General features: G+C 72.1%; 30 protein-coding genes and 3 tRNA genes. 22 read left to right on the top strand and 11 right to left on the bottom strand.

The window, feature by feature from the left end; translation table 11 throughout:
* Positions 1-1,076 (top strand): site-specific integrase (locus DEH69_RS28255; RefSeq protein WP_147255892.1); only part of this gene is annotated, 1,076 nt, incomplete at its 5' end.
* A gap of 89 nt (positions 1,077-1,165) precedes the next feature.
* On the opposite strand, the gene DEH69_RS28250 is transcribed toward DEH69_RS28255, so the two are convergent.
* Positions 1,166-1,238: transfer RNA gene (locus DEH69_RS28250), tRNA-Arg, on the bottom strand.
* Positions 1,239-1,367: 129 nt separating this feature from the next.
* Positions 1,368-1,457 (bottom strand) — tRNA-Ser (locus DEH69_RS28245).
* 180 nt (positions 1,458-1,637) lie between these two features.
* Here DEH69_RS28245 and DEH69_RS28240 point away from each other — a divergent pair.
* Together DEH69_RS28240 and DEH69_RS28235 are read left to right on the top strand one after the other, a co-directional pair.
* A complete protein-coding gene (locus tag DEH69_RS28240; RefSeq protein ID WP_113689809.1) occupies positions 1,638-2,069 on the top strand; it encodes an SSI family serine proteinase inhibitor in 432 nt (143 codons plus the stop codon).
* 114 nt (positions 2,070-2,183) lie between these two features.
* Complete coding sequence (locus DEH69_RS28235) at positions 2,184-5,555, top strand: PAS domain-containing protein (protein ID WP_113689836.1); 3,372 nt, start codon at positions 2,184-2,186, stop codon at positions 5,553-5,555.
* A 51-nt stretch (positions 5,556-5,606) separates the two neighbouring features.
* Here DEH69_RS28235 and DEH69_RS28230 read toward each other — a convergent pair whose 3' ends face one another.
* The 6 genes from DEH69_RS28230 to DEH69_RS28205 form a co-directional block, all read right to left on the bottom strand.
* A complete protein-coding gene (locus tag DEH69_RS28230; protein ID WP_113689808.1) occupies positions 5,607-7,268 on the bottom strand; it encodes a long-chain fatty acid--CoA ligase in 1,662 nt (553 codons plus the stop codon).
* Positions 7,269-7,410: 142 nt separating this feature from the next.
* Positions 7,411-7,965: a SigE family RNA polymerase sigma factor gene (locus DEH69_RS28225; protein WP_113689807.1), complete on the bottom strand. Its 555-nt coding sequence runs from the start codon at positions 7,963-7,965 to the stop codon at positions 7,411-7,413.
* A gap of 137 nt (positions 7,966-8,102) precedes the next feature.
* A complete protein-coding gene (locus DEH69_RS28220) occupies positions 8,103-9,077 on the bottom strand; it encodes a glycoside hydrolase domain-containing protein (RefSeq protein WP_113689806.1) in 975 nt (324 codons plus the stop codon).
* 268 nt (positions 9,078-9,345) lie between these two features.
* Positions 9,346-9,663 carry a hypothetical protein gene (locus DEH69_RS28215; RefSeq protein WP_113689805.1) on the bottom strand — a complete coding sequence of 106 codons (318 nt, stop codon included), beginning with the start codon at positions 9,661-9,663 and terminating at the stop codon, positions 9,346-9,348.
* Between the two features lie 168 nt (positions 9,664-9,831).
* Positions 9,832-10,611, bottom strand: a complete 780-nt coding sequence (locus DEH69_RS28210) for a hypothetical protein (RefSeq protein ID WP_113689804.1) — start codon at positions 10,609-10,611, stop codon at positions 9,832-9,834.
* Positions 10,608-11,240 carry a sigma-70 family RNA polymerase sigma factor gene (locus DEH69_RS28205; RefSeq protein WP_258535013.1) on the bottom strand — a complete coding sequence of 211 codons (633 nt, stop codon included), beginning with the start codon at positions 11,238-11,240 and terminating at the stop codon, positions 10,608-10,610. The genes DEH69_RS28210 and DEH69_RS28205 overlap by 4 nt, the downstream gene beginning before the upstream one ends.
* Positions 11,241-11,625: 385 nt before the next feature.
* On the opposite strand from DEH69_RS28205, the gene DEH69_RS28200 reads away from it, so the two are divergent.
* Positions 11,626-12,045, top strand: coding sequence for a TIGR03668 family PPOX class F420-dependent oxidoreductase (locus DEH69_RS28200; protein ID WP_113689803.1), 420 nt, complete (start codon positions 11,626-11,628; stop codon positions 12,043-12,045).
* Between the two features lie 32 nt (positions 12,046-12,077).
* Here DEH69_RS28200 and DEH69_RS31855 read toward each other — a convergent pair.
* From DEH69_RS31855 to DEH69_RS28190, 3 genes are all read right to left on the bottom strand, one after another.
* Positions 12,078-12,158: transfer RNA gene (locus tag DEH69_RS31855), tRNA-Ser, on the bottom strand.
* 83 nt (positions 12,159-12,241) lie between these two features.
* Entirely contained in the window at positions 12,242-13,009 is a 768-nt protein-coding gene (locus tag DEH69_RS28195; RefSeq protein ID WP_113689802.1) for a GntR family transcriptional regulator, read from the bottom strand.
* Between the two features lies 1 nt (position 13,010).
* Positions 13,011-13,553 carry a GntR family transcriptional regulator gene (locus DEH69_RS28190; RefSeq protein WP_113689801.1) on the bottom strand — a complete coding sequence of 181 codons (543 nt, stop codon included), beginning with the start codon at positions 13,551-13,553 and terminating at the stop codon, positions 13,011-13,013.
* An 812-nt stretch (positions 13,554-14,365) separates the two neighbouring features.
* Between DEH69_RS28190 and DEH69_RS28185 the strand changes: the two genes are divergently transcribed.
* From DEH69_RS28185 to DEH69_RS28110, 18 genes are all read left to right on the top strand, one after another.
* Positions 14,366-14,848, top strand: coding sequence for a hypothetical protein (locus DEH69_RS28185; RefSeq protein WP_113689800.1), 483 nt, complete (start codon positions 14,366-14,368; stop codon positions 14,846-14,848).
* A 98-nt stretch (positions 14,849-14,946) separates the two neighbouring features.
* Positions 14,947-15,234: a hypothetical protein gene (locus DEH69_RS28180; RefSeq protein ID WP_113689799.1), complete on the top strand. Its 288-nt coding sequence runs from the start codon at positions 14,947-14,949 to the stop codon at positions 15,232-15,234.
* Positions 15,231-15,458: a hypothetical protein gene (locus DEH69_RS28175; protein ID WP_113689798.1), complete on the top strand. Its 228-nt coding sequence runs from the start codon at positions 15,231-15,233 to the stop codon at positions 15,456-15,458. The genes DEH69_RS28180 and DEH69_RS28175 overlap by 4 nt, the downstream gene beginning before the upstream one ends.
* Before the next feature lie 2 nt (positions 15,459-15,460).
* Positions 15,461-15,955, top strand: coding sequence for a Pycsar system effector family protein (locus DEH69_RS28170; RefSeq protein WP_220131353.1), 495 nt, complete (start codon positions 15,461-15,463; stop codon positions 15,953-15,955).
* Positions 15,956-15,966: 11 nt separating this feature from the next.
* Positions 15,967-16,587: a hypothetical protein gene (locus tag DEH69_RS31850; RefSeq protein ID WP_220131352.1), complete on the top strand. Its 621-nt coding sequence runs from the start codon at positions 15,967-15,969 to the stop codon at positions 16,585-16,587.
* A complete protein-coding gene (locus tag DEH69_RS28160; RefSeq protein WP_113689833.1) occupies positions 16,580-17,578 on the top strand; it encodes a DUF2637 domain-containing protein in 999 nt (332 codons plus the stop codon). The genes DEH69_RS31850 and DEH69_RS28160 overlap by 8 nt, the downstream gene beginning before the upstream one ends.
* A complete protein-coding gene (locus DEH69_RS33205) occupies positions 17,575-17,982 on the top strand; it encodes a DNA cytosine methyltransferase (RefSeq protein WP_258535012.1) in 408 nt (135 codons plus the stop codon). The genes DEH69_RS28160 and DEH69_RS33205 overlap by 4 nt, the downstream gene beginning before the upstream one ends.
* A gap of 136 nt (positions 17,983-18,118) precedes the next feature.
* Positions 18,119-18,277 carry a hypothetical protein gene (locus DEH69_RS33200; RefSeq protein ID WP_181727638.1) on the top strand — a complete coding sequence of 53 codons (159 nt, stop codon included), beginning with the start codon at positions 18,119-18,121 and terminating at the stop codon, positions 18,275-18,277.
* The gene (locus DEH69_RS28150) at positions 18,274-18,660 is read left to right on the top strand and encodes an RRQRL motif-containing zinc-binding protein (protein ID WP_113689797.1); all 387 of its coding nucleotides are present in this window, start codon (positions 18,274-18,276) and stop codon (positions 18,658-18,660) included. The genes DEH69_RS33200 and DEH69_RS28150 overlap by 4 nt, the downstream gene beginning before the upstream one ends.
* On the top strand, positions 18,650-19,123 hold the full coding sequence (locus DEH69_RS28145) for a hypothetical protein (RefSeq protein ID WP_113689796.1): 474 nt from the start codon (positions 18,650-18,652) through the stop codon (positions 19,121-19,123). Before DEH69_RS28150 ends, DEH69_RS28145 begins: the two co-directional genes overlap by 11 nt.
* 27 nt (positions 19,124-19,150) lie before the next feature.
* On the top strand, positions 19,151-19,726 hold the full coding sequence (traA, locus tag DEH69_RS28140; protein ID WP_113689795.1) for a plasmid transfer protein TraA: 576 nt from the start codon (positions 19,151-19,153) through the stop codon (positions 19,724-19,726).
* Between the two features lie 4 nt (positions 19,727-19,730).
* Entirely contained in the window at positions 19,731-21,725 is a 1,995-nt protein-coding gene (locus tag DEH69_RS28135) for a conjugal transfer protein TraB (protein ID WP_113689794.1), read from the top strand.
* A gap of 256 nt (positions 21,726-21,981) precedes the next feature.
* Entirely contained in the window at positions 21,982-22,428 is a 447-nt protein-coding gene (locus DEH69_RS28130; protein WP_113689793.1) for a hypothetical protein, read from the top strand.
* A gap of 88 nt (positions 22,429-22,516) precedes the next feature.
* Complete coding sequence (locus tag DEH69_RS28125) at positions 22,517-23,449, top strand: bifunctional DNA primase/polymerase (protein ID WP_113689792.1); 933 nt, start codon at positions 22,517-22,519, stop codon at positions 23,447-23,449.
* Positions 23,446-24,816, top strand: coding sequence for a DUF3631 domain-containing protein (locus DEH69_RS28120; protein ID WP_181727637.1), 1,371 nt, complete (start codon positions 23,446-23,448; stop codon positions 24,814-24,816). Before DEH69_RS28125 ends, DEH69_RS28120 begins: the two co-directional genes overlap by 4 nt.
* A 112-nt stretch (positions 24,817-24,928) precedes the next feature.
* Positions 24,929-25,096, top strand: coding sequence for a hypothetical protein (locus tag DEH69_RS31835; RefSeq protein WP_181727636.1), 168 nt, complete (start codon positions 24,929-24,931; stop codon positions 25,094-25,096).
* A gap of 2 nt (positions 25,097-25,098) precedes the next feature.
* Entirely contained in the window at positions 25,099-25,290 is a 192-nt protein-coding gene (locus tag DEH69_RS28115) for an AlpA family transcriptional regulator (RefSeq protein ID WP_113689791.1), read from the top strand.
* Between the two features lie 81 nt (positions 25,291-25,371).
* Positions 25,372-26,766 carry a tyrosine-type recombinase/integrase gene (locus tag DEH69_RS28110; RefSeq protein ID WP_113689790.1) on the top strand — a complete coding sequence of 465 codons (1,395 nt, stop codon included), beginning with the start codon at positions 25,372-25,374 and terminating at the stop codon, positions 26,764-26,766.
* Positions 26,767-26,825: the final 59 nt, after the last annotated feature.

The following is a 26,825-nucleotide window of genomic DNA, read 5'->3' as shown; positions in this document are numbered from 1 at the left end:
AAAGCCGCACTCGTCCTCAACAACGCATGGCACAAACATCGTTGAGAAAACCTCACTGGCTCACGCATGTGGCCAGCGCCAAGGTTCGTAAGACCACCCACGTCAATTACGAGTCTCTGGTACGGAACTACGTCGTTCCGCGTCTCGGGAGAAAGAGGATTTCCCGGCTCACCGCTCGTGACATACGGGCCTTCCTCGCCGCAACGGCTCGCACCTGCCAGTGCTGCGCCCAAGCGAAGGACAAGAAGCGCCCCGAGGGAAAGCGGCGTTGCTGCGCGATCGGGCAGTGCTGCCAGAAGCATCCGTCCGACCGCACCGTGCGCTTCCTGCTGGTCATCCTGCGGGCAGCGCTCGAGCACGCCGTGCGGGAAGACGAGCTGCCGCGCAACGTGGCTCGCAACGTCGAGCTGAGCATGGGCACGCGACGGGAGATCGAACCACTCACCGTGGACGAAGGGCGGCTGCTCCTGGCTGCGGCTCGTGGCAATCGGCTGTGGGCGGCGTACGAGCTGGCCGTGCGCCTCGGGCTGCGGCGCGGTGAAGTGCTCGGTCTGCGCTGGAAGGACGTAGACCTTTACGAGGGCGTTCTCACCGTGCGGCAAGCGTTGCAGCGGGTCGGCGGGGAACTCCTCGTCGTCGCCCCCAAGACTCAGCGGTCCGCGCGGCGGGTGGCGCTGCCCGCCGAGTGCGTGAGGGCCCTCCGGGCCCAGCGGGCGCAGCAGCTCGCCGACAAGCACGCGGCCGGTGAGAACTGGAAGGGCACCGGTGCCGGGCTCGTCTTCACGACGAAGAACGGAACACCCATCGAGCCGCGCAACCTCAACCGCTCCTTCGACGCGCTGTGCGCCCGCGCCGGAGTCCGCAAGGTCAGATTCCACGATCTCCGGCACACGTGTGCCTCGCTCCTCCACGAGCAGGGAGCGGACGCCCGCACGATCATGGAAGTGCTCGGCCACAGCTCGATCCGCGTCACGATGGACATCTACACCTTCGTCCGCCTCGACACGCAGCGGGACGCATTCGATCGCGTCGGCTACGCGCTCAGGGACGACGGCGACGGGGCTGCGCGCAGGTGATCACGACGGGGGACGTTGCTGTCAGCGACCGCTGTCACCGCCCACGCAAAAGCCCCCGCCGAGTGATCGACAGGGGCTCTGACCTGGTGCGCGCTCGGCAGGATTCGAACCTGCAACCTTCTGATCCGTAGTCAGATGCTCTATCCGTTAAGCTACGAGCGCCTGCCCTGGGGGCTGTGGTGAACACACTACATGACCTCGGGCGGAGGGTGAAATCAGTTCCGCGGGGGCGGGATCGGGGATGAGAAAAGCCCTGGTCAGCGGTGCTGTACCAGGGCTCTCGTCGAGGGGCGGAGGCTCCGGGATTTGAACCCGGGATGGGGGGTTACCCCAAACCGCATTAGCAGTGCGGCGCCATAGACCAGACTAGGCGAAGCCTCCTCGCACGCGGGCGTGCGAGCAAATGATGCCACAGCCCGAACGGCCGCAGCCAATCGGATTCCACCCTATGGGCGTGTGGCCGTCGCGTCGAGTTGCGCAACGGGATTGGGGCGGGAGCGTTAGCAGTGGGAAGCGGAGGCGCGCCCGGCGCCTCCTCGATCATGGAGCTGGAGCACCCCCATGCCGCACAAGACCCTCGCCGCCGCCCTCGCGCTCGTCGCGTCCGCCGCCGCCCCCACCGCCGCCGCGCACGAGCCGCACGAGCCGCACGAGCCGCACGAGCTACGGGGGCGGCAGGCCGACCACCGCCTGGTCATCACCGTCGCCAACAGCGGCGCGGGCGACGGCACCTACGAGCTGCGCTGCCACCCCGCCGGGGGCGAGCACCCGCGGCCGACCGAGGCGTGCGCGGCGATCGACGGGGCGGCGGCGCCGTTCGCCGCGGTGCCCAAGGACGCGATGTGCACCTATGTGTGGGGGGGCTCGGCCACCGCCGAGGTGGAGGGCGTGTGGGCGGGCGAGCCCGTCAGGGCGAGCTTCAGCCGGGTCAACGGCTGCGAGATCGAACGGTGGGACGCGCTCGTGCCCGCCTTGCCCAGGATCGACGGCTGAGCAGCGACTTCGGAACGGACCGCCGCGCCCATTGCGCCGGGCCGTAGACTCCCTCTGATGACACGCACGGGCTACGTGCACCTGAACACGTGGGTCAAGGGAGGAACCGACGTCGTGAGCAGCAGGCCAGCGAGGGGCGCTGCTCGCCTCGCCGCCATACTCGACGCGCTGCCCGACGCACTGTTGCTCGTCAACGGCAACGGCACCGTCGTCAACGCGAACGCCATCGCCGTGGAGACCCTGGAGGTCCCCGGCGCCCCCCTCGTCGGGCGCGGACTCCTCGACATCGTCCCGGACTTCGACCCGCGCCGGATCCCCGGCTCGATGCGCCGCCCCGAGGAGGACCCCAGCGTCAGAACGCGCCCGACGCGGATGGTCGCGCGGCGCACGGACGGCTCCGAGCTGCCGGTCGAGGTGACAAGCGCGGGGCTCAACGCGGGCCACGCGCCGTACGCTTCGGCCATCGAGGCCGCGTTCGCCGACGACTACTCCGGTGAGGAGCTGCTGGTGCTGGTGGTCCGCGACCTGTCCGACGCGTTGGACACCGAGGCCGAGCTGGTGCGCCAGCAGCGGCAGACCGAGATGATCCTGCGCGCCGCGTCCGAGGGCGTGGTGGGCGTCGACACCGCGGGCCGGATCGTGCTGGTCAACCCCGCGGCCGCGCAGATCCTCGGGCACCGGGCCAGCGCGCTCGGCGGCCAGGAGCTGCACCCGCTGGTCCAGCACTCGCGGGCGGACGGGACGCCGTTGGCGTTCGAGGAGACGCCGTTGCACGACACCCTCACGTCGGGGCGCAAGCACCGCGTGCGCGGGCAGGTGCTCTGGACCAAGGAGGGCCGCGCGGTGCCGGTGGACCTCACCACCGCGCCGGTGCGCGACGGGGACCAGCTGGTGGGCGCGGTCCTCGCGTTCACCGACCGGCGCGCGATGGACTCGCTCGTCGCGCGCAACGAACAGCTCGTGTCGGTGCTGAGCGAGGGCCTGCGCGGCCCGCTCGAGCAGCTGCGGAACGAGCTGTCCGCGCTCGCCGCCGACCCCGCGGGGCAGCTGTGGCCCGAGGCGAACCAGGTGCTGCACCATCTGGCCGCCGGGTACACGCGGATGACGACCCTGGTGGACAACGTCCTCAGCTATCAGCGGCTCGACGAGGGCCGGGAGAAGCTGGCCCTCGAACGGGTGTCGCTCGACGCCGTCGTGTCGGCCGGGGTCGAGGGGGCGACCGAGCTGATCGGGCCGGGGCGCGCGCAGTTCGCGGTGCACGCCCCGCCCATCGAGGCCGAGGTGGACCCGGAGCGCATGGCGCAGGCGCTGGCGCACCTGGTGGCGGATGTCGCCGGGGTGGACGCGACGGGGCGCGCGGTCAACGGGGGCGCGCCTACCGGGGACTCGACGATCGTGGTGGCCGCGGCGCAGCGCGGCGACGTGGTGCGGATCGAGGTGCGCGGCCCCTATCCGGGCGGCGACCAGGTGCATCAGCCGATCGTGCGGGGCATCGTCAAGCAGCACGGGGGTGTGCTCCAGACGCATGACGTGGCCGGAACGGCCGCGTATGTGCTCGAGGTGCCGGTGGCCGCGGGCGGTGGTACGGCGCCCGCGGCCAAGCCGCGGGACGCCAGTGGCGACACGACGGTGATGCCCGTTCCGGCGCAGCCGGTGCGGGGAACGGGGGCGGCCGCGGGGAAGGCGCCCGTGGCGATCGAGCCGGTGCCGCACACGCCGACGGGGCGGCGGCGCAGGCGCGCGCCCGATCAGCAGCTGCAGCCGGAGCAGGGGCGGCCTGGCCCGGGGCAGGCAGGGCAGGCAGGGCAGGCAGGGCAGCAGAGTCCGCCAGGACAGCCGGGGCAGCCGCAGGAGGCGGGGGGCGACGCGGCGCTGCGGCAGGCCGGGAGCCAGGGCCAGGGCCAGGTGTACGGGCCGCTGCCCGAGGGGGCGCGCCCCGAGCTGCCGCAGCGGCAGCCGCAGCAGCAGGCGCCCACCGCGCATGAGCAGCGCGCGGAGGGTGACACGGGCAACGGCAGGCGCCGGCGTGCGCTGGCGCCCACGGCCGAGGCCGCGCGCCCCGAGGCGCCCGCCGACGAGGCGCCGACGGGGCGCAGGAGGCGGGCCAAGCCACCGGTCGACGAGCGGGCCCCTTCGGGCGCCGCCGCGCTCGAGCCCGTCGTCGCCCAGCCGCAGCAACAGCAGCCGCCGCCCTCACAGCCGCCGCAGGCCGAGGAGTCGGACGAGCCGCCCGTGGTGGAGCACTCGGTGGTGGCGGCCAGCCCGATCCTGGACGGGAGCACGCCGGTCGGCGCGTCCCCGCGGCAGCCGCGCGCGTTGCCCATGCCAGGCAGCGAACGCCCCAAGTCCGACGCGCGCGCCCCCGGCGTGAGCGTGCAGACGCTCGGGCAGGGCGTGCCCGTGGTGCCCCAGCTCCCCGCGGCGTCCGCGCAGCACCCCGCACAGCACCCCGCCGCCGTGGCGCCACCGGCGCGCAGGAGGAAGCTGGCCACGCCCCCCGCCGATGACCCGCGCCTGGACGCGCCCGAGGGCACGCCCCCGCACGCGCTCCCCGGCGCGCCCCCACAGCCGAGCCAGCCAGCGCAGCAGGGGCAGGCGGGGCAGCAGGAGACGCAGGGCCGTGGACGGCAGTTCGCGATCAGCGCGCCCGCCGCGGGCGCCGCCGAGGGTCCCGAGCCGCTCGACGGCCCGAACGGCGCGGTCGAGGTGACCGACGAACGGCGGCTGCCCAAGCGCCCGCCCTCCCCCGCGGACGACGAGCTGCCGCCCGAGCCGCTGGACAACCCCCGCCGCCTCCTGGTGTGGCCCGAGCCCGACGTGTCGACGCAGCAGGCGTTGACCGACCGCGGCTACCGCCCCGTCATCGTGCACTCGCGCGAGGAGGTGGACGCGCAGATCGCGGCGTACCCGGCCGCGTTGTTCGTGGACCCGCTGACCGGGCCGATCACGCGGACGGCGTTGCAGTCGCTGCGTTCGGCCGCGGTGGCCGCCGAGGTGCCGGTGCTGGTGACGGCCGGTCTCGGGCAGGCGAGCCGTGAGGCCGCGTACGGGGCCGATCCCGCGGTGCTGCTCAAGGCGTTGGCGCCGCGCGACAGCGACCAGCACCCGCCGCGGGTGCTGCTGGTCGAGGAGCACGACACGATCGCCAAGGCGCTGACGATCTCGCTCGAGCGGCGCGGCATGCAGGCCGCGCACGCGACCTCGGACGCCGAGGCGATGGAGGTCGCGTCCCAGATCAGGCCAAACCTCGTGGTCATGGACCTCAACCAGGTCAGGCGCCGCCGCGCGGGCATCATCGACTGGCTGCGGGTCAACGGGCTGCTGAACCGCACGCCGTTCGTCGTCTACACCGCCGCCGAGATGGACCCCGCGCAGCTGCCGCTGCTGGCCTCGGGGGAGACGGTGCTGTTCCTCGCGGAGCGCTCCACCAACCCCGAGGTGCAGTCGCGGATCGTCGACCTGCTGACAAAGATCGGGGCGCACTGACCCCTAAGGGGCCACCGGGCCCCGGCTTCGGCCCGGCCCCGGCCCCGGCTTTCAGGTGAGGTGGGTGACGGTGAGGGCGCCCTCGCGGTGGAGGGCGCGCAGCGCCTTCTTGTCGAACTTGCCCACGCTCGTCTTCGGCACGGCCGCCACGCGGGTCCAGCGTTCGGGGAGCTGCCAGCGCGGGAAGCGCTCGGCCAGGTGGGCGCGCAACTCCTCGGGGGGAACGGGGGGTTCGCCGTCGTCGGCGGGGACCACGGCGGCCAGGGGGCGTTCGCCCCACTTCTCGTCGGGGACGGCGATGACCGCGGCCTCGGCGACGCGGGGGTGGGCCATGAGGTGGTTCTCCAGCGCGACCGACGAGATCCACTCGCCGCCCGACTTGATGACGTCCTTGGCTCGGTCGGTCAGGGTGAGATAGCCGTCGGGGGATATGACGCCGACGTCGCCCGTGCGCAGCCAGCCGTCCGGGCTGAACCTGTCATCGGGGCGCAGGGGCTGGGCTCCCGGGCCGCCGTGGTAGGCGGCGGCGATCCAGGGGCCGCGGACCTCGAGCTCGCCGGCCGAGACGTTGTCCCAGGGCAGAAGCGTTCCGTCGGGGCCGGAGAGCCTGGCCTCCACGCCCGCGGGGAAGCGGCCCTGCGAGACGCGATAGGGCCACTCCTCGTCGGGGCCAAGGCCGGGCGGCGGCTGCGACGTGGTGCCCAGCGGCGAGGTCTCGGTCATGCCCCACGCGTGGCAGACACGGACGCCGTGCCGCTCGTCGAACGCCTTCATCAGCGCGGGCGGGCACGCCGAGCCGCCGATGGTGACGGCGGCCAACGACGAGATGTCGCGGGGGCGTTCGGCCAGCTCGGCGAGCAGGCCCTGCCATATCGAGGGAACGGCGGCGGCGTGCGTGGGGCGTTCGGACTCGATCATCTCGGCGAGCGGGCCCGGCTGGAGGAAGCGGTCGGGCAGCAGCAGGTTCGCGCCCGACATAAGGGCGGCGTGCGGGATGCCCCAGGCGTTGACATGGAACATCGGCACGACAGGCAGCGATGTGTCGGCCGCGGTGAGGCCCATGGACTCGGCCATGTTGACCTGCATCGAGTGCAGATAGACGGAGCGGTGGGTGTAGACGGCGCCCTGGGGGTGGCCCGTGGTGCCCGAGGTGTAGCACAGGGCGGCGGGGGCGCGTTCGTCCAGCTCGGGCCAGTCGTGATCGGTGGGGCGGCCTTCGATCAGGGGCTCATAGGCGTGAACGGTGGCGCGCGCGCCGTCCAGGGGCGCCATGTCACCGGGGCCCGCGACGATGACGTGCTCGACGGACGGCAGGTGCGGAAGCAGCGGCGCGAGCAGCGGGACCAGCGTGCCGTTGACGACGATGACGCGGTCGGCGGCGTGCCTGGCGATCCAGGCCAACTGGTCGGTGGGCAGGCGCAGATTGAGCGTGTGGAGGACGGAGCCCATGGCGGGGACGGCGAAGTAGCACTCGACGTGCTCCGCGTTGTTCCACATGAGGGTGGCGACGGCGTCGCCGGGGCGGACGCCGCACTCCTCACGCAGGGCGTGGGCGAGCTGGGCGGCGCGGGCGCCGGTCTCGGCGAACGTGCGGCGGTGGGGCGCCGCGGGGTCGCCGGTCCAGGTGGTGAGTGTGGATCCGGCGTGGACCGTCGCGCCGTGCCGCAGGATGCGGCTCACCAGTAGGGGTACGTCCTGCATCGTGCCGAGCACCGGGCCTCCCTGCGGCTTGGGTATCCGGTGATTGTGGTGCGGGGGCGCCGTCCATCACCAGCCGTCTGCACCAACTCGGCGGCGCGACGCGGGCCTTCCGGGGGGCGTTCGGGGTCGGCCGGGGGGCGTTCGGCCGCGTCGGTCAGGCGGCCGCGGCCATCGGGATGGCGCGGCGGGCGACGTCGGCGAGCTCCTCGTCCTCGCGGAGCTTGGCCAGGGCGCGGGAGACGGCGCTCTTGACCGTGCCGACGGAGACGCCGAGCACCTCGGCGGTCGACGCCTCGCTCAGGTCCTCGTAGTACCGCAGGACGACCATGGCGCGCTGGCGGGCGGGCAGCTTGACGACCGCGCGCCACATGGCGTCGCGGATGGCCTGCTGCTCGGCCGGGTCGGGCTGGGGCAGCGGGTCGGGCTCGGGCAGCTCCTCCACGGCGAACTCGTCCACGCGGCGCTTGCGCCACAGCGACGTCCGTGTGTTGATCAGGGCGCGGCGGACATAGCCGTCGACGGCCCTGTGGTCCTGGATGCGCTCCCAGGCCAGATAGGTCTTGGTGAGCGCGGTCTGGAGCAGGTCCTCGGCATCGCTGGGATTGGCGGTGAGCGAACGGGCCGCGCGCAGCAGCACGGTGCCCCTGGCCTGCACGTATGAGGTGAAGGTGGGAGGCTCTCCCGGCTCGGCGGTCCTGGTCGTGGTCATGCCTTACAAATTAGGAGACATCACCCCCCTCCGGGATCGGCCACAGGGTGTGATGAGGTCTCCGCCCCAGGGTGTAGAAGGGGGCTGGCTCCACCTCCCAGAGGTGGAGGCGGCGCGTTCGGCGTACCGGGGATGGCTCAGGGATTCACCTGATGATCGCTGTTGAGGACGGCCACGGGGGCGTGCACGACGTTGCGGTCGATGCGCATGCGGCGGCCGCCATGGGTCTCGGTGACGTCGCCCTCGTACTGGTGGATCCTGCGGTGCGGCTGCCACGCGCCGGGGTCGAGAACGGGCTCGTCGACGAGGGTGGGCGCGGTGCGCCAGCGGGCGTACCACAGGACGTCGGGCAGGTCGGCGGCGCCGGAGAGGCGGGCGGCCTCCAAGTGCGCGATGCCGGAGGTCGCGCTCGAGTAGAAGCCGGGGATCCAGCCGCGGTCGGTGAGGTGGTGGGAGAACGCCTGGACGAACGCGAGCGTGATGTCGGCGCACGCGCCGTCGTGTTGGTCGTAGTCCTCCATGTCGAGGTAGATCGGGCTGCCGGGGGCCAGGCCGAGGGACTCGGCGGCGTCGATGGCGTCCGCGGCCTCGGCGGCGCCCCGCTGGCGTGGGCGGGCGGCGTCGATGGGGACGCGGCTCTTGTCGTCGTCGCGGACGCACGGGGCCTGCGAGCCGACGTAGAGGGGGAGCAGCCGCCAGCCCATGGAGTCGACGTCGGCGACCCAGTCGGGCGTGAGGTTCGGCTGGTCGGGGCAGGCGCGGCCCCGGCCGCCGATGTAGACGCCGACGGCCCGATAGGGGGAGTCGAGCCAGTCGCGCAGGGCGGCGGCCGACGGGGCGTCACACGTGTCGAACGCGTGGCCCTCGTAGATCTCGGCGCCCGCGGCGGTGAGGTCGCCGCTCGTGGTCGCGGGGCGCTCGGGGAGGGCGGGGCGCCCGGGGACGGCGGGGCGTTCGGGGGTGAACGCGGGCACCGGGCCAGGGCCTGGCCTGGGGTCGCGGGGCGGACCGGCGAGCGCCGGGGTCACGGTGGCGGCGAGCGCGCCGAACGCGAACAGTAGGGGCAGCCAGGGGCCGCGGACCAACAGGCCGGTGTGATGGGCATACCGCATGGGTCGATCCAAGGCCGGGGGGGTGGGGGTGGGAACGGTGACACTCTCGGTGGGGCGGCGGGTTCATCCGCACGGGGCAGCCGGGGAGCCGGGCGGGCGGGCACGCCTCTCCGGCGCGGGGGACCGTTGACGCGACCGCGCGGCCGCACCCTGCGGTGCGGCCGCGCGGCCCGACCCTTCCCGCTGTCCGACGGGCCGGTGGCGTGTGACTCCCCGACGCACCCGGACGCACCCGGTGGCGCCAACCGGCCCTCGGATCAGCCCCGGCTCACCAGTCGAAGCCGAACACGATCGTGTACGTCCGGTCGGACTGGTCGAGGGCGGCGAACGGGGAGTCGGCGATGCCCGCGGTGTTGCTCTCGTTGCTCGCACCCGAGCCGATGGCGGACTGCTGGGTGGTCGCGACGTTCCCGTCGTTGGCGCCGACCACCCCGCTGCCCAGCGACCCGAGATTGCCCGAGGCCCACGCGTTCGTCGTGTCCACCTCGGTGTCGGCGAACGCGTGGGCCACGCCGCCCGCCAGACCGAGGCCCAGCGGGACCGAGGCGAGAACGGCGAGGGTGCGGGCGGTGCGGATGCTTGCCATGTGGAATCCTCCGTGGAATGCGTGAATCCTGCGGTGGGCAAGGCAGTTGGCCAGCTGCCTGGATGGACCGCGACGTCGCGGAACCAGAGTTGCCCATGGGATCCCCGGGGAACCACCCGTCCCGGGGGGATTCCCCCGCACGAAGGACATCGGCCGGTTGAAACCCGGTCAGGCCGTCGCCGTCAGCTCCTCGATCCGCTGCACGAAGTCGGCGACGGGAAGGGGAAGCTCGACTTCGTCGACGAAGTGCACGGCGCTCGGAACGTAGTGCACGACGGCGGCCGCGGCATCGGTCAGATATGCGTCGTCCCCGTGCAGGAGGGCGAGCACACGGAGGACCAGGCCGGGGTCGGGGCCGAACTCCTCCTCGTCCTCGTCGTACGGGTCGGGGTACCCGAACGCGTCGGCCCCCCGTTCGCCGTACGCGTCCTCGACGCCCTCGTCGATCCCCGCGTCGTCCGCGTCGGCCTCGGGGTCGGACGCCCCGAGGCCGGGCCCGGCCTGGCGGCGCCAGAACTCCGCCTCCCAGGTCTCGCCGAGCGTCAGATGGTGCAGATGCAGGCAGTAGGCCGCGGCACAGTCGCCCGCCCCCGCGGCGAACTGCCACCAGAAGCGCGCGCTGTCCTCGCGCCCGGCGAGCTGGAGCACGCAGCCGAGCACGCGCGCGCCGTACGGCTGGGGGATGCGGCGGCCGAGGAACGCGGCCATGTCCTGGAGCGCGCCCTCCTGTTCGACCACGGTGCGGCAGAGGGTCGCCAGATAGCGCGTCGCCTCGTCGTCGCTCCCGCCGGTGAACAGCGCGGGACAGCCCGGCGGCGGCTGGTCGAGCCGGTCGGAGATCCGGGCCGCGATGCGCGTCTCGGCCGCGGCGATCTCCTGGTCGGTGTAGGTGTGCGGGCGGTGGGCGAGGATGGCCCGCGCCAGCGCCTGGTCGATCGAGCGCGTCATCCCCTGCCCCCGTCCTCCGAGGCCCTGGCGGCGTCGCCGCCCCGCGTGGGCCCGGGGATCCCGGGTGCCTCAGGGCCGTCAGAGCTCTCGCTGAGGCCGAGCGCCTCCTTCAGCCGGTGCCTGGCGTACCGCGCGGTCGAACGCACGCCCGGCTCGCTGACGCCGAGGATGTCGGCGGTCTCGGCGACGCTGTACCCGATGCAGTAGAGCAGCACGATGACGTCGTGCTGGCGTTCGGGCAGCTCGCGGATGGCCTGGTAGATGCCGAGGCTCTCCTCGAGCTCCCCTATCGGGTCGACCGCCGAGTGCAGCGCCCTCGTCTCGAACGCGGCCGTGTCCATGACGACGGGCCGCCGCCCGCTGGCCGCGACGGCCTCGAGAGTGTGGTGCTTGAGGACGCTCCAGGAGTATCCGGCCGGGCTGTCGAGCCTGAGGACGTCGCCCCACTCCGCGGCCAGCCGCTCGAAGGCGCGGTCGACGGCCTCCTCGGCGGCGGCCCGCTCGCCGAGGTAGAGCTCGGCCCAGCGGACATACGCGGGGCGGTAGAGCTGGTGGAAGGCACGGAAGTCCGCGGGCAGCGGCGACAACGGGGCCACGCCGGTGGGTCGTGCGGGCAGGTAGTCGGTCACCGGGCCTTCGGATCCTCTCTCGATGCCCGTCGCCCGGCGGGACTTGCTCCCCCGGGACGATCGCCACCGATCGGTCATGCATGGCTTGAAGATATAAACCTTACGGAGCGGAGCGCACCAGCTACACAAAAGATCACTGGCGATCGGTCCGGCCCAGGTGAAGAAGAGGGCTTCCGGAATCGCCCCGGGTGCCCCGTCCTCGGTCGGGGCAACGCCGCCACGCGCGGGCCATCGGATGTGAAGCCGCTCACCCACAGCCCGTGCGCACACTTCTACCAGGTCATGAGGCTACCCCTCACCCTGTTGGCCGACCAGCCCGGTCACAGGAAGGCCACGGGTGTCGTTGCTCACCTCCCGGGCGCGCCCGGTGGGGTAGGGCGGGGGGATGCAGCTCAGGAGCGACGAGGCGCGTTCGCGCCTGACCGGGGCGCGCGTGCTGCGGCTCGCAACGGTCGATGCGACCGGCGCGCCGCACGCCGTCCCCGCCACGTTCGCCGTCGAAGGCGACACGGTGGTCATCGCCGTCGACCACAAGCCCAAGCGGCACCGCGACCTCAAGCGCCTCGGAAACATCGAGGCCAACCCCAGGGTGTGCGTCCTGGCCGACGCGTACGACGACGACTGGGACCGCCTGTGGTGGGTCAGGGGCGACGGCACGGCCAGGATCGTGGACGGCGAGGAGGGGCGAGGCGCCATCGACCGGCTCCAGGAGAAGTACCCGCAGTACCGCGAACTGCGCCCCGAGGGCCCGGTGATCGAGATCGCGATCACGCGCTGGACGGGCTGGCGGGCGGCCCCCGGATGACCCGGGGACCCTGCCGCTCAGCCGCGCTGCGGAGACTGTGGGATTTGAACCCACGGTGAGGGGTTACCTCACGACGGTTTTCAAGACCGTTCGGCCGTGGCCGCTTGTGGCCTTCTGAGCTGCACGGACGTCCATCCCGGACGCCGTGAGCGAGCCCTGTGGCCACAGGATGGCCACAGGGCCCCGGGACGGCCTGTCACACGAACTCGTACTGAAGCTCGTAGAGGTGCCCCGCCTTCGCCATGACGGTCGCCTCGATCGGCCGGTCGTTGTCGCTGTAGACCACGCGAAGGGTGCGAAGGATCGGTAGGTCGCTCGGCAAGCGGAGCGCTTCGTACTGCTGCTGTGTCGGCACCCGCGCCGACACTCGGTCGATCGTGAGGCGCGGCGGGTAGCCCATCTCCGCGAGCAGCACCGGGGTGCCTCCCCTGATCTTCCGCTTCTCCTCCATCGCGGTCCCTCGGGCCAGTGCGATCGGGTAGTACGAGGTGGCCAGCTCGACGGGTTGTTCGTCGTGCATGAGGACCTGGTGCCGCATGATCGCCGTGCCGGACTCGCCCAGCTCAAGCACCTCTGCCACGTCCTCGGGCGGCCGGACTTCGGCGACGTCAAGCAGTTGGATGCTGCCGCGCTTCCCCTTCTTCGTGGCTTCGGTGAGCCAGCGGTACGGCTTGCCGGGCTCGGCTGGCTTCCCGAAGTCGGCTGGACGAACGGTCTCTTGGCGGTGTCCTCGAACGGTGACCGCGGCGCCCGCGCGGCCGACCACAAGGCGCTCATCCTTGAGGATCTGGAGCGCCTTTTGCACCGTGGCGTTCGAGGCGTCGAAGCGCTGCTTCAGGCGCGCCGTTGAGGGCAAGCTGGCTCCGGACGCCAGGTCGCCGGACATGATTTCGTCCCGGAGGTCTGCGGCGATGCGTTCGTGGAGGGGACGTCGATCGAAGGCGTCCTCGTCTGCCTTGGGCACTTCAGCCAACCCTCATCTCGTAGCGAAGTCGCTGCGTGGACGCCGGAAAGACCGACACGTCCACCTGGAATGGCTCGCCGTCGGCGCCGATGGTGAGCCGAAGCAGATGTAGCACCGGATCGTGCGGCCCCAGCGTCAGCATGGTGCGTTCGTCATCGTTCGGCATACGGGCGCGCACCTCTTCCTGCACAAGGTGAGGGACGTACCCCATGGTGGCCAGCAGAGTTACAGCTCCTCCCGGGATCTTGGCTGTCGAGGACAGGCGGGTCCCACGCGCGATGTGAACGGGATAGTAGGTGTTGGTCAGCTCCGTGGGCTCACCGTCCAGGTAGATCACCCTGCGCCGCTCGACAACGATCGCCCCGGGCGTGATCGCCAGGGCTTCGGCTACATCCGTCGGCGCCTCCACTTCCTCGGCTCGGACGATGCGCTGTGTGCCAGCTCGTCCCTGAGCTGCGGTTTCCTCGGTCCAGGCATCCCGTTGCCCTTCCTCGCGCGGCCGAACATACGGCGAGGACGTGTGTACCCACTCGCTACCGCTCATCGGTGTCTCCCTGCCTCTCAGCGGCCGCTGAACCTTGCTGCTTTACACAGTAAGCGCATCGATCGACGAAGCCACCTTGCCGCCTTTCGCGAATAGCGGTACGGTCCTGTTGTCGCACCGAGCGCGAGCGAGGTGAGGCCCCGGAAGGGTCTTCTTCAGGCTGCTTCCCCACGCCCGGAGGGCCCCGTGAAACGGGCCCGAAGGCCGCGTCCGTGCCTTGAGAACTGAACAGTTGATGCAAGGACTGAAGCCGGGAGTTCCGCATGGGCCCGGCTGGCCCCCAGGTAGGTCCCTGGCTAGGCCGAACCTCCGCTGACCAGCGGTCTTTAGGTCCTTGTCCACGCCACCGCGCCCCGTGCACCGCACGGGATCAGTCGCCTGGGCGTGGTTCACACGTAACGCACGAACCTTCTTCGCAGCCCTGATCCGCCTGTCGCCACCGTGCACCGTCACCCGCTCATCCGGGGTGGCGTGGTGGCGCGCAGGGAGTCCAGCAGGGCCCCGAACCAGTCGTGACCCGGGGGTGCCACCCCGGGCCACGACCACCGGACCTCGGCCGAGGCCGGAAGCGATCAACACCTACCTGCATAGGAGCGATCCCGTGGACCTTACCCCCATCATCCGACTGACCGAGGCCGAACGCGAGGAGCTTTCGCGCAAGGTCGCCGAGGCCAACAAGCGCAGCAGGGACAACGCCCGACTGCCCCGCTCCTGACGGCTGCTCGTGCTGGCCCGCCCGCTTCGAGCAGGGGGGGCCGGTGCGAGGAGCCGGGCCAGAAGGGGCCCGGCGGATCCTAAAGGAGGGACCGTTCATGGTGGCCAGCATCATCGCCGCCGTCTCCGCGCTCGCGGGCGCCATGGTGGCGGGCCTGATGCAGCACCTCACCAACACCCGGACCGTACGGCAGGCCCGGGACCACCAGCACCGCGCGGAGCTTGCCGACGCGCTGCTCGACGTGATGAACGCGGTCGTGCGCTTCCGGCAGGAGCAGTGGCTCAAGCACGCGGCCGTCGCTGAGGGAAAGCCAGACACCGGCGAGGCCCGGCGACTGCGGTACGAGGCGCGGACCGCGTTGACTCGCGCCTGGGACCGCGTGCACCTGCTCACCGCCGACACCGCCCTCCTGGCCGCCGTGCAGAAGGCTCGGAACACCGCCATCGCGGTCTCCGAGGTTCCCACGGACGACACGCCGGAGGCCGAGGCCGCGCGACGACAGGTTCGGCAGGAGTCTCGCCAGGCCCACACCGACCTACGTGTCCTCGCGGCCCGCCACCTGCGCACCATCCGTCCCTGACCAGCCCTGATACACGCCCGAGGCGACGGCTCCACGCCAATGCAGCCCGTCGCCTCGGGCCCTTGCCCACAACTCCACAGAGAGAACAGGACTTGATCATGCGATCGTTCATCGGCGCCTATGAGGTGCTGGACGACACCGACTTCGTTGAGCTGGCGCTCGGGTTGGGTACGCCCCCCGAGTTGTGGCTCGGTGAGCCCGGCGAGAGCGAGGAGGAGCGGGCGGCCCGCCTGGACGCGGGCGCCGACATCCTCGCCGACGACCCCGACCTGGCCACCCCGGTCAGCGCGCTGGCCGTCCTCATCATCGAGGACTACGCCCGCCACCTGGCCACCGCCCGCCACCTCGCCACCGCCCGCCGCGTCGCTGCGGGAGGTGCGCGGTGAGCTTCGGAAAGCACACTCACGGGCCGAACTTCGGCAAGAAGGTCGACGGCTGCCCGCGGTGCGACGAGCTGAAGGCGGGCGCGGAGCCGGTCCGCCAGGAGTGGCGCGGCCAGGCCGCCCGTGACGAGGAGATGCGGCGGCGCTCCCACGAGGCGCACTTCGCGCCCGGTGGCCCGCACGCCACCGGTCAGTGCGGCCCGGTCTGCACGTTCGGGGACTGGTGACCATGGCGACGACGAGTCCCGGGCCCCGGGCCCGGCAGATCACCCGTGACGTGGATGCGGCGTTGGGTGAGGCGTTCGGTGAGGTTCAGGGGCAGATCGCCCGGACGGACACCAAGGCCAGCATTCTGCTGGCGGTGATCGGGGCGAGCCTGGCCGTGCTGGCCAGCGCCGGGAGCACGGTCACCCTCCCCCTCGTGGGAGGGATCGCCGCGGGGCTGGGCACGGCGCTGCTGGTGGCTGCGGCCGGACTGCTGCTCGCGGTCATCCGCCCCCGGCTGCTGCCCGCCGCCCCCGGCACCCTCACACACTGGGCCACCCTTGACGCGGAGGCGTTCCGCGCCGAAGTCGCCGTGGACCACCGCGCGGCAGCCGTCCCCGGGCTGGCCCGCATGGCCGTGGCGAAGTACCGGGCGCTTCAGCGGGCGATCGACTGCATCCGTGCTGGTGGCGCGCTGCTGGCCGTCGCGGCCCTGACCGCGGTCGGGGGTGCGCTGTGAGTCTGGCGCCTTTGCCCGCGGATGTCCGCGCGCTGCTGGCGGCGATCATCGAGGCGCTTGACGTGCCGCTGTCCGCGAACCCCGCCGACGACCGGGCGGCCGAAAGGCTGCTGCGGGACCGGGCCGCGTGGCTGTCCGGCTACCTGGCCAAGGCCGCCCAGGGCGGGAAGGCCCTGCCGCTGGAGCGGCTGGCCACCGGGCTGCGAGCCGTGATCGACCACTTCCCCGTCACCTACACCCCCTACGAGAGCCCTGAGGGCTCGATGCGCGGCAGGAGCGGGCGGTGTGCGTCGGCGCACCCCGAGGACGCCTCACCCTGCGCCGGTCCCCACGACGCCGTCACCGTGCTGGACCCCAGCGGCACCCGGGTCACCGGCTGCGAACACCACGCCGCCCGCCTGCTCGCCTCACTGGAACGGGCACAGGTCATCTCCGGAAGCGTCCCCGGCGCGGCGATCCGCGTGTTCAAGGCCGCCTCCTCGCTGCCCCCGTTCGCCTGGCACGAGGGGGATACCCCGCCCCTGACCGCCGTTCACGGCGACGACCAGGGTGTTCACGGCGGTGGTTCGGGTGTTCACGGTGGCCCGGACGGTGTTCATGGTGCCCCGGATGGGGGTGGCCGGGATGGATGAGCGGACGTTGCGGCAGGTCGACCGGACGCTGTCGGCGGGGACGTGGCTGATCGTGGCCGGGGCGGTGGTCTTCTCCGTCCTGACCGTCACACCGCTGGTGCGCGGGGTGACCCCGGCAGGGTGGGAATGGACCGCGCCGATCCTGCCGGTCGTGGTGGACGCCGCGGTCGTCATCGTGGTCCGCCTCGATGCCGCCCTGGCCCGCGTCGGCGGCCGAGCGGGCGGCTGGCCTGTACTGCTGCGGTGGATGACCGGCCTGATGACCCTCGGCCTGAACACCGCAGGATCAGCCCTGGCGCGCGACATGGTGGGCGTCGCGGTCCACGCGGTCGCGCCGCTCCTGCTGATCGTCAGCTCCGAGGCCAGCCTGGCCTACCGCCGCGCCCTGGCCGACGCCCTCACCGCACGCGAAGCCCGCGAGCAGGCCGCCCGCGCGGCCCGTGAACAGGCCGCGCGGGAGCGTGAACAGCGTCAGCGCGCCGACCGCGAAGCCATCGCGGACCGCGAGGAGCGCCGCGAACGCGAGCGCCGCGAGCACGAAGCACGACTCGCCCGGGAGGAGCGTGAGCACGCCGCCGCGCTGGCCCGTGAACAGCGGGAAGCCGCCCGTGAACAAGAACGCCTGCGCCTTGAACACGCCGACCGCGAGCGTGAACGCGAGCACCGCGCCCGTGAACAAGCCGAGCAGGCCCGCGCCCAGGCCGCGCGGGAACGCGAGGCCGAACAGGCCCGGGAGCGGGCACGGAAGGAAGCCGCCGCCCGAGCCGCACGGGACCAGGCCGCACGACGGCGCGCGGCACTGCTCACCGCCGAACCCGCCACCGAGAAGCAGCCCGAGAACGTGGCGCGCCAGACCGTGGCCGCCGCGTACGAGGCCGACCTGACCATCCGGCAGGCCGCCGAGCTGTGCGGCTGGTCCGTCGGCTGGGTCACCGCCCGCTACGGCGAGCTGCGCGAGGGCGAGCCCGCGGGGGCGGGGGTGGGGTCGTGAGCGGCCTGCGGATCGGGTCGTTGTGCTCCGGGTACGGCGGGCTGGACATGGCCGTCCGGGCTGTGATGGGCGGTGAGTTGGCGTGGGTGGCGGACAACGACCCCGGCGCCAGCCGGATCCTCGCCCACCACCACCCGACGGTGCCCAACCTCCACGACATCACCGCCGTCGACTGGCACGGCGTGGCCGCGGTCGACGTGCTGACCGGCGGCTACCCGTGCCAGCCGTTCAGCACGGCGGGCAAGCGGAAGGGGATCAAGGATGAACGGCACGTCTGGCCGTACATCGCCTGCGCCCTTGGCGTTCTTCGACCCCGGTTCGGGTTCTTTGAGAACGTCGCAGGGCACCTTTCTCTCGGATTCGCAAGGGCGGCCCCAACCAGCGCGGCAGCAAGGGGGACCTGACACTTCCCTCGGCAGCGCACCGGATTGGGGCGCCTACGCCCCCGCCATCGCACGGTGGGAAACGGTCATCGGCCGCCCCGCACCCGGACCAACTGACCCTCTGGGACGCCTGAACCCGCCCTTCGTGGAATGGCTCATGGCCCTCCCCGCAGGACACGTCACGGCCGTGCCCGGACTGTCGCGCACCGCACAGCTCAAAGCGCTCGGCAACGGCGTGGTCTGGCCACAGGCCGCCGCCGCCCTGCGCATCCTGCTCCACCGGGCCGAACCCGACACGAGGGAGGTGGCCGCGTGACCACCGCATACGCCGAGGTCTACGACCCCACCGGCGCGGTGCACGGCATTCCCACCTACCCGTGGCGGTGGGCGCCCGATGGGCTCGCCACGCGACGGCAGTTACGCGCCCTGGGCCTGCGGCCTGGCGGTCAGGAACCGGTCGCGCAGGTCATGCGCCTGCGCCGCCGAGGCCGGGCCCCGCTGGTCGGCTACCTCTACCGCACCGCCTCCGCGCTCCCCGTCAGGCCCATGACGGCCGCACGCTGGCGCGCGATCGAGGCCGCCCTCAAAGCCCGCCGCACCTGCCCCGACTGCGGACACGAGCAGCCGTACTGCATCCCCCGCTCCCTCGGCTGCTGCCTCACCTGCCACCACCGCCACGAACACGGCGGTGACCGGTGACCTGTGGCCGGGCCCCGGCCTGCCGGGCCTGCGGGTAAGGGCCCCGGCCAACCCCAACAACCCCTACAACCCCAGGCCGTTGGAGACCCCGCAGGGCGCCTACTGGTGCCGCTGCGGGGCCCACCGCGCCACCACAGGCCACCACGCCGTGGCCGAACTCATCGCCGAATGGCAGGCCCACCAGCCCCGATGCCCCGCACGCGCCCCGCGCCCGTGCCAGCACTGCGGGCAGCCCACCACCGAACGGGTACCCGGCGACTGGCCCGCGCACAACGCCTGCCACCACGCGTGGGCCGCGCGCCCGGTCGAGCAGCGCCGCCGCCAGCAAGCCGCCGACCGCATCCAGGCCCGGCAGGCACAACGCCGCAAAGCCGCGAACCTCCGCGCCCAGCTGCGCCGCGACGGCACCCCCGAACACGTCATCAACGCCATCGTCAGCGGCGGCATCACCGCCCCCGAGTAACCCGACCCGATGGAGGGCTTTTCCAGCATGTCCACGAACAGCAGCGCCGGTCGGCCGCAGGTGCGGCGTTCCACGCCGAAGGAGCGTGACCGCAAGCGGCGTGAGCAGGTCAACCGCACGACGTACCGCAACAAGCAGAAGCAGAACAAGCGCGAGTACCACGTGCACATCAACAAGACCGTCAACGCCCCCGGTTCCGGCGCGGGCGGGGACGGCGGCGGGGGTGCGCAGGGGGAGTGGTCGCGGAAGTCCCCGATCGGGGACGCCGACTTCCTGTCCGCGGGGCACATCCGTGACTTCTCCGAGCGCGGCCGCCGCTCGTTGCGGGAGGCGAGCATCGACCTGGCCTACGCGGCCGAGGCGTTGAAGCAGGTGTTGCGCGAGGTCCCGGCCCCGCAGGGCCAGGGCCTCGGGGTCGCCCGGGTGCGGGCGGCGAGGGTGGCGCGGCAGCTCAAGCGCGCCGCGACCGCCGCACAGGCCGCGAGCACGCACTGTGCGCGGACCTGGCCCGCGTTCCTGCGGGAGTTCGCGCCCGAGCTGAACCACTACAACGGCCCCAGGCAGCAGCAGCCCCACCGCCCGCCGATGAACTTCGGGATGTGACCTGATGAGCACCAGGAACAAGGAGCTGCCGCGCCGGTCGCGGCCCTCGGGCGGGGCCGTGGCCCGCGCCGTGGACTACCTCGCGGAGAAGGCGATCCGGCACCTGCCGCCGTTCGCGGTGTGGCTGGCCGAATGGCCGGTCGCCTGGGCCGCGCACCAGCAGTGGGGCGGCTCCACGGTCGCCGCGTCCGCGCTCACCCTGGCCGCCGTGGGGCTGACCGGGGTGACCTACCGCACCGGGATGAACCTTGAGCGGCAGCGGCAGTTGCAGGCCACCGCCACCACGGGCGCGGCCACCGGCTGGTTCGCCGCCGCCGCGATCGCCGGGCCGACCGCGCCCGAGCTGGTGAACACCTGGCTCATGGGCGGCCCCGTCGTCGCGCTGGCGTGGTCAATCCGTGCCGCGCTGCGCAACGACGACGCCAAGACCAGCGGTGACAGCGGTACGAAGTCGCTGTGGGAGAAGATCGGCCTGGCCCGCGCCCGCGCCGGGGAGATCAGGGTCGAGCCCAACAAGGTCACCGTCCCGGTCGAGCTCGACCGCGGCGCGCAGACCCACGACGACGCCGCCAAAGCCGCCAAGAACCTGGCCGGGGCCCTGGGAGTCTCGCCCAACGCGGTCGGCTGGCGCGGCGATCCCGAGGACGCCGCCCGCGGGGAGTACGTCATCATCCCCGAGGACATGCTCAAGGAGCCCACCCCCTGGCCCGGCCCGTCCGCGCCGGGCGGCTCGATCGGCGACGCCCCGATCCCGCTGGGCATCTACGAGGACGGCCCGCCCTGCGCGATCTGGTTCCACGGCGACGAGGCCAGCGGCCGCAACGCCTCGCACTACCAGTTCATGGGCATGACCGGCGCGGGGAAGTCCCAGGGAGGCCGGGTCATCCTGGCCGACCTCATGACCCGCCGCGACGTCGTGGTGTGGGGCGCCGATCCATCCAAGGGCATGCAGACGTTCGGGCCGATCGTCGGCGGGATGGACTGGGCCGCGTTCACCATGGCCGACTGCCGCGCGCAGATCGCCGCCATGCCCGCCGTGATCACCGCCCGCGCCGACGAGCTCGGCAGGCACGGCTACGACCAGTGGACCCCCGAGGCCGGGGCCAGGCTCGGCATGCCCTACCTCGTGTGGTGGATCGAGGAGGCCGCCAAGCTCTTCCGCGAGGGCGAAGACCTGCTGCCCATCGTGCAGGAGGCCCGCTCAGCGGGGATCTCCGTGGTCATCTCATTGCAGCGCTCCTCCCACACCGTGATGGACACCGACGTGCGCGCGAACCTCGGCGGCGCCACCTGCTTCGGCGTCAACGGCCCCGAGGACGCGGGCATGGCACTCTCCGACGACACGATCGACGCCGGAGCCCACCCCGAGACGTGGCGCAACCGCAAGCCCGGCTACTGCTACTGCGAAGGCCCCGGCATCGAACCCGACCGGTTCGCCACCGCCGTGCGGTCCTACTTCCAGGACAAGGAGCACGCCGCGTCCGTCATCGCCCAGTACGCCCCCGTACGGCCCAAGGACGCCGGACGCGTCACCGCACGGGCCGCAGGCCCCGCCTACGCCAACCGCACCCGCCACGACCCCACCACCGAACCCGCCACCCCCGCACAGGAGTCCAGCGGCCCGGCCGCCGACCCCGACATCGACCCCGACACCGCCGCCCTGTTCGCCACCGACCCCGAGTACGCCGACATCCGCGTCGACCCCGACCGCGAACTCCCCCCGGTCCCCCCGGGGTTCGACATGCCACTCCCCGGAGCCGCACCGGTCGGCCAGGTCTCCCGGGAACAGGCGTTGAACGCCCTTGAAGAAGTCCTCCAGGAGTTCACCGACCGTGGTCAAACGGAGTTCGGTCCGAAGGACATCACCCCGTACCTCGACAGGATCGGCAAGACCGGCTCGTGGGTCCGGCGCGAGCTGCGCAGGCTCGCCGAAGAGGGCACCGTCGAGGACACCGAGCAGGCGGGCATCTACCGCATCCGCGTCCTGGAAGCCGCCTGACCTGCTCGAACACCACCGAACAAGCCCGGCACAGCGGCAACGCACCACCCGTGGGCGGCCGAACAGGCCCCGAACAGCACCACACACCCCGCTGACCAGCACGAACAGCGGAACAGCCCGTTCGGCCGCCCCGAACACCCCCGCGCCGAATCCCTATACGCGCGCGCGAGGAACAGCACGCCGAACACCCCCCGCACAGCTCACCGAACAGCGCACCGCACACTCCCCTCCCCCTCAGCCCCGGAAGCGAGGAACCGTGGACACCGACCCCCGCGCCCACCCCACCCACTATCCCGACCTGCCCTCACCCCACGTGACCACCCCCGCCGCCATCGAGCTGGCCACCGACCGCGGCCGCGTCGTGTGGGTCCCCGACGCCTACGGCACCGGCATGGTCCCCATCACCCGCGACCTCGCCCCCGCCATGCCCCAGCCCACCGAGCCCCGCGACCTCACCCCCCGCCCGGCCATCGACCCCCGCGCCCAAGTCCTCGTCGCCGGAGGCGCCGGAGCCGGACTCGCGGGCGCCGGACTCGCCCAGCTCGTCAACGCCCTCGCCGCGTTCGGCACAGCCGGACTCCTCGCCATCGGCCTCATCCTCGCCGCCGCCAAGATGCCCCGCCGCCAGGCCCCCACGAGCAACACCCACATCCACGTCACCAACCACAACCGGTGGCTCGGCAAGTCCACCACCAACCTGTGACGACGCCCGAGGCGAAGGCTCCACGCCAATGCAGCCCCTCGCCCCGGGCCCTTGCCCAACGCTCCGAAGAGAGAAGGACATCCCCAGCATGACACCTGACGCACGGGCGGCGCTGCTGAACGCCGCACTTCAGGCCGCCTCCCGAGGCTGGCCTGTCTTCCCCCTGCGCCCCGGCGACAAGCGGCCCGCTGGACACGCCGACCGCCGCTGCCCGCGCACTGGCCGTTGCTCCAACGGCCACCTCACCCCCGAGCAGCGCGCCACCACCGACCCCGGCCTGATCCGGGCGTGCTGGCAGAGGCCGAACGGCCGCGCCTACAACGTCGGCATCGCCACCGGCCCGGCCGGGCTCGTCGTCATCGACCTCGACAAGCCCAAGAACAAGGGCGAGAACGACTCGCCTGACGGCGAGACGACCTTCAAGGCGCTCTGCGAGCGCACCGGGCACCCCGTCCCCGCCACCCGCCGCATCCGGACCCCCAGCGGCGGCACCCACCTGTACTTCACCGCCCCGCCCGACACCCGCCTGCGCAACACTGCCGGACGCCTCGGGCAGCTGATCGACACCCGGGCCTGGGGCGGCTACGTCGTCGCCCCCGGCAGCACCATCGACGGGGAGGTGTACGAGGTCACCGACCCCGCGCCCGTCGCCCCACTCCCCGCCTGGCTTGCCGACCTCCTCGAAACCCCGCCTCTCCCACCGATCGCCCTGGCCAAGCCGATCCAGAACGACGGCCCCGGCAAGGTACGCAACCTCACCGCCTACGTCCAAGCCGCCCTGGACAACGAGACCGCCGCCGTGGCCACTGCCCCGGAAGGCACCCGGAACTGGACCCTGACCCGCGCCGCCCGCGCCCTCGGACGGCTGATCGCCTCCGGCGACCTCCCCCGCAGGGTCGTCGAGGAGGCTCTTAAGGGGGCGGGGCGGCAGTGCGGGCTCCCCGAGCGCGACTGCACCGCCACCATCACCAACGCCCTGAACTGGTCCATCGCCAACAACCCCACCGGGCGGACCTCATGACCACACCCGCCGCCTCCCCCCTTAAGAGCAACACCACCCCCACCGACCCGAACACCGCCGACGCACCCCAGCCCCCGGCGACCAAGGGCGACCCGAAGGACGCCGCCCGACAGGGCGTCCCCACTGCTGTTCGCCCTGCCCCGCAGGGGGAAGACGGCGCCGCCCTGCTGAACGAAGTCGAGGCGTTCCACCGCCGCTTCAACGCCTTCCCCTCCGAGGCCGCCTACGTCGCCGTCGTCCTGTGGGACGCACACGCCCACCTCCTCGACTGCTTCGACTCCACACCGCGGCTGGCCTTCCTCAGCCCTGAGCCGGGGTCGGGCAAGACGCGAGGGTTGGAGGTCATCTCCACGCTGGTCCCCCATCCGATGCACGCGGTCAACGCCTCCCCCGCCGCCCTGTTCCGCGCCGTGGCCGACCAAGCCGGGCGGCCGGTCGTGCTCTTCGACGAGATCGACACTGTCTTCGGCCCGAAAGCCAAGGACAACGAGGACCTGCGCGGCCTGCTGAACGCCGGACACCGCCGCTCTGGCGTCTCCTACCGGTGCGTCGGTGACGGCGGCAACCAGGCCGTCGTCGCCTTCCCGAGCTACTGCGCCGTCGCCCTGGCCGGTCTGGGCCACCTGCCCGACACCATCAAGGCCCGCAGCGTCATCGTCCGTATGCGCCGCCGCGCCCACACCGAGCCCGTCGAGCCCTACCGCCATCGCATTCACGAGCCCCAGGGCAACGCCTTGCGCGACCGACTGGCCGCCTGGGTCGCCCAGGCCCGCGACCGGATCGACGGTGTGTTCCCCGAGATGCCCGAAGGCATCACCGACCGGCCCGCCGACGTGTGGGAACCCCTCCTCGCCGTGGCCGACGCGGCGGGCGGGGACTGGCCCGAGCGAGCCCGCGCGGCCTGTGTCGAGCTGGTCACCACGGTCAACGACGACGACCGCACCTCCCTCGGAGTCCGGCTCCTCACCGACCTGCGCGACCAGGTGTTCCCTGGTGAGACCGCCGTCTCCACGGTGCAGATTCTCCACATCCTCAACCGGCTCGAAGAGTCGCCCTGGGGCGACCTGGACGGCCAGCCGCTCACCCCGCGTCGACTCTCCCGGATGCTCAAGGAGTACGTCACCGCCAAGGGCACGCCGATCGCGCCCCGCGCCGTGCGGATCGGTGGGCAGCCCACCAAGGGCTACCACCGCGACGACCTCACCGACGCCTGGAACCGCTACTGCCCGCTCCCTCCCGAACCACCGGTTACACCGGTTACACCCCCCACCAATCCCACGCTGACCAGCGGCGATGCCGTAACCGATCCCGAGGGGCGTAACCGGTACGCATCGGATACGCCGACCACCGAGCAACGGTCCCTGTAACCGAACCGAATCGGTTACACACCGCCTATCGGTTACCTCAAGCAGGCCCCTGACCTGCGGTGTAACCGATGTAACCGACGTAACCGATTCCTGAAAGCCGGGAGCTCACCCCATGCGCATCCGCCTCGAAGGAACCCCCGACGAGTGCCAGCGGGCCACCGAAGCCATCGCCCGCGTCCTGGACGTACTGGAGACCAGCCGCCCCTACCCCAACCGTCCGCCCAGCCAACTCATCCGCGTCTACCTCACCGCCAACACCCGCGCTTCCAAAGGGGAGTGACCATGGCCCCCGAACGCACGATGCTCACCCTGCCTGAGGTGCTCGCCGAGATCCGCATCAGCCGAGCCGCCTTCTACCGGATGCGGGCGCGAGGGCAGGCCCCCACCCTGATCAAGTTGCCCAACGGGAAGGTCCGCTGCCGACGCACCGACCTTGACGCCTGGTGGAACAAGCAGGGGAACGCCGCCGCCTGACGACGACCAACAGGAGAACCGCCCCACCGGGGAGCGCGCCGACAGTGGCGCGCTCCCCTTTCCTTTGCCTTGAGGAGCACGTTGCTTACCTACGATGTTCGCATTTGGGGAATCAGGCAGCGAGAGAGCAAGTCCGCCCCCTTTCAGCTTCGATGGCGTGTCGGTTCGGAGAGGCATCAGCAGCCATTCCAGACCAAAACACAGGCGGACGGCCGCCGGTCAGAACTGATGTCCGCCCTTCGGGATGGCCAGCAGTTCGACACGGAGACCGGACTCCCCGCGAATGAGCTTCGGGAGAAGAACTCCCCGACCTGGTATGCACACACCCTTGACTACGTGGTGATGAAATGGCCCGGGGCTGCCGGAAAGCAGCGAGCCAGCATCGCCGAATCGTTGGCGGTCGTCACGGCCGCGCTGACCGATCAGCGGAAGCGCGGAGCGCCGTCGGCCGACGTGCTGCGCCGGGCCCTCCAACAGTGGGCTTACCAGTGCCGACGCGGCGAGAACGGTGAGCTGGTGAACCGGTTGAAGGTGGAGTCTCCCCCGGAAAAGGAGGCGGTTGCCCTCGCGTGGATCGCCAAGCACTCCGTCAAGGTCACCGAGCTGGCTGACGCGGCGAAGACGCGGCAGGCGCTCACGGCTCTTTCCCTCCGACTCGACAGAAAGCCAGCCGCCGAGAACACCTTCCGCCGAAAGCGTGCGGTGTTCAGCAACGCGCTCCGCTTTGCCGTCGAACGAGGAACGCTGCTCGGTAATCCGTTGGCTCGCATCGACTGGGCCCCGCCGCCGACGGATGAGGAGGTGGACTTCCAGTACGTGCCGAGCCAGCGGCAGGCGAAAGACCTCTTGCGCGGCGCGGCCGAGGATGGGCCGCGCGGGGAGCACCTGGAAGCCTTCTTCGGGTGCCTGTATTTCGCGGCCATGAGGCCGTCCGAGGTGGCGGACCTCAAGAAGGACAATTGCCGTTTGCCGGCGACCGGATGGGGCGAACTGCTGCTGCGGGGGAGCCGTCCCGAGGTGGGCTCGGGCTGGACGGACGACGGCGCGTCCTTCGAGGCACGAGCACTCAAGCGGCGGGCTCGCAAGACCATCCGCCCCGTCCCGATCCCGCCAGCCCTCGTTGGCCTGTTGCGGCGCCACCTCGATCGGTACGGGACGGCGCCGGACGGCCGCCTCTTCCGGGCCGTTGGCGGCGGCCGGGTTCGGTCGACGGAGTACACCGAGGTGTGGAAGCGGGCGAGGAAGCGGGCATTGCCGCCCGAGGACGTGTCCTCGCCGCTGGCCGACGTGCCCTACTCGCTACGGCACGCGGGCGTCTCGGGCTGGATCAAGGCCGGGGTCGACCCCACCGAAGTGGCCCGCCGTGCTGGCCATTCTCCGGCCGTCCTTTGGCGCTTCTACGCGAAGATCCTTCGCGGCCAACAGGACCAGGCCAACGCGCTGATCGAGGCCCACCTGAGTGACGAGGAGGACTGACAACCTGGCCACAGCTTGGCCGCACGCACTGGTCAACGGTGGGACAGGGTGAGACAGGC

It is taken from the genome of Streptomyces sp. PT12, assembly GCF_003311645.1.
Taxonomy (GTDB): Bacteria; Actinomycetota; Actinomycetes; order Streptomycetales; family Streptomycetaceae; genus Streptomyces.
Note: the sequence above shows the minus strand (reverse complement) of the source record. Positions and strands in the feature narration are given on the sequence as shown.

Bases quoted from the DNA above. Each gene is read 5' to 3' on its own strand.
- DEH69_RS28135 (WP_113689794.1), top strand. From the start codon at position 19,731: ATGAGCACCAGGAACAAGGAGCTGCCGCGCCGGTCGCGGCCCTCGGGC.
- DEH69_RS31835 (WP_181727636.1), top strand. From the start codon at position 24,929: ATGCGCATCCGCCTCGAAGGAACCCCCGACGAGTGCCAGCGGGCCACC.
- DEH69_RS28220 (WP_113689806.1), bottom strand. From the start codon at position 9,077: ATGCGGTATGCCCATCACACCGGCCTGTTGGTCCGCGGCCCCTGGCTG.
- DEH69_RS28115 (WP_113689791.1), top strand. From the start codon at position 25,099: ATGGCCCCCGAACGCACGATGCTCACCCTGCCTGAGGTGCTCGCCGAG.
- DEH69_RS28200 (WP_113689803.1), top strand. From the start codon at position 11,626: ATGCAGCTCAGGAGCGACGAGGCGCGTTCGCGCCTGACCGGGGCGCGC.
- DEH69_RS28180 (WP_113689799.1), top strand. From the start codon at position 14,947: ATGCGATCGTTCATCGGCGCCTATGAGGTGCTGGACGACACCGACTTC.
- DEH69_RS28225 (WP_113689807.1), bottom strand. From the start codon at position 7,965: ATGACCACGACCAGGACCGCCGAGCCGGGAGAGCCTCCCACCTTCACC.
- DEH69_RS28170 (WP_220131353.1), top strand. From the start codon at position 15,461: ATGGCGACGACGAGTCCCGGGCCCCGGGCCCGGCAGATCACCCGTGAC.
- DEH69_RS28190 (WP_113689801.1), bottom strand. From the start codon at position 13,553: ATGAGCGGTAGCGAGTGGGTACACACGTCCTCGCCGTATGTTCGGCCG.
- DEH69_RS28210 (WP_113689804.1), bottom strand. From the start codon at position 10,611: ATGACGCGCTCGATCGACCAGGCGCTGGCGCGGGCCATCCTCGCCCAC.
- DEH69_RS28120 (WP_181727637.1), top strand. From the start codon at position 23,446: ATGACCACACCCGCCGCCTCCCCCCTTAAGAGCAACACCACCCCCACC.
- DEH69_RS28185 (WP_113689800.1), top strand. From the start codon at position 14,366: ATGGTGGCCAGCATCATCGCCGCCGTCTCCGCGCTCGCGGGCGCCATG.
- DEH69_RS33200 (WP_181727638.1), top strand. From the start codon at position 18,119: ATGGCCCTCCCCGCAGGACACGTCACGGCCGTGCCCGGACTGTCGCGC.
- DEH69_RS28160 (WP_113689833.1), top strand. From the start codon at position 16,580: ATGGATGAGCGGACGTTGCGGCAGGTCGACCGGACGCTGTCGGCGGGG.
- DEH69_RS28215 (WP_113689805.1), bottom strand. From the start codon at position 9,663: ATGGCAAGCATCCGCACCGCCCGCACCCTCGCCGTTCTCGCCTCGGTC.
- DEH69_RS28240 (WP_113689809.1), top strand. From the start codon at position 1,638: ATGCCGCACAAGACCCTCGCCGCCGCCCTCGCGCTCGTCGCGTCCGCC.
- traA (WP_113689795.1), top strand. From the start codon at position 19,151: ATGTCCACGAACAGCAGCGCCGGTCGGCCGCAGGTGCGGCGTTCCACG.
- DEH69_RS28125 (WP_113689792.1), top strand. From the start codon at position 22,517: ATGACACCTGACGCACGGGCGGCGCTGCTGAACGCCGCACTTCAGGCC.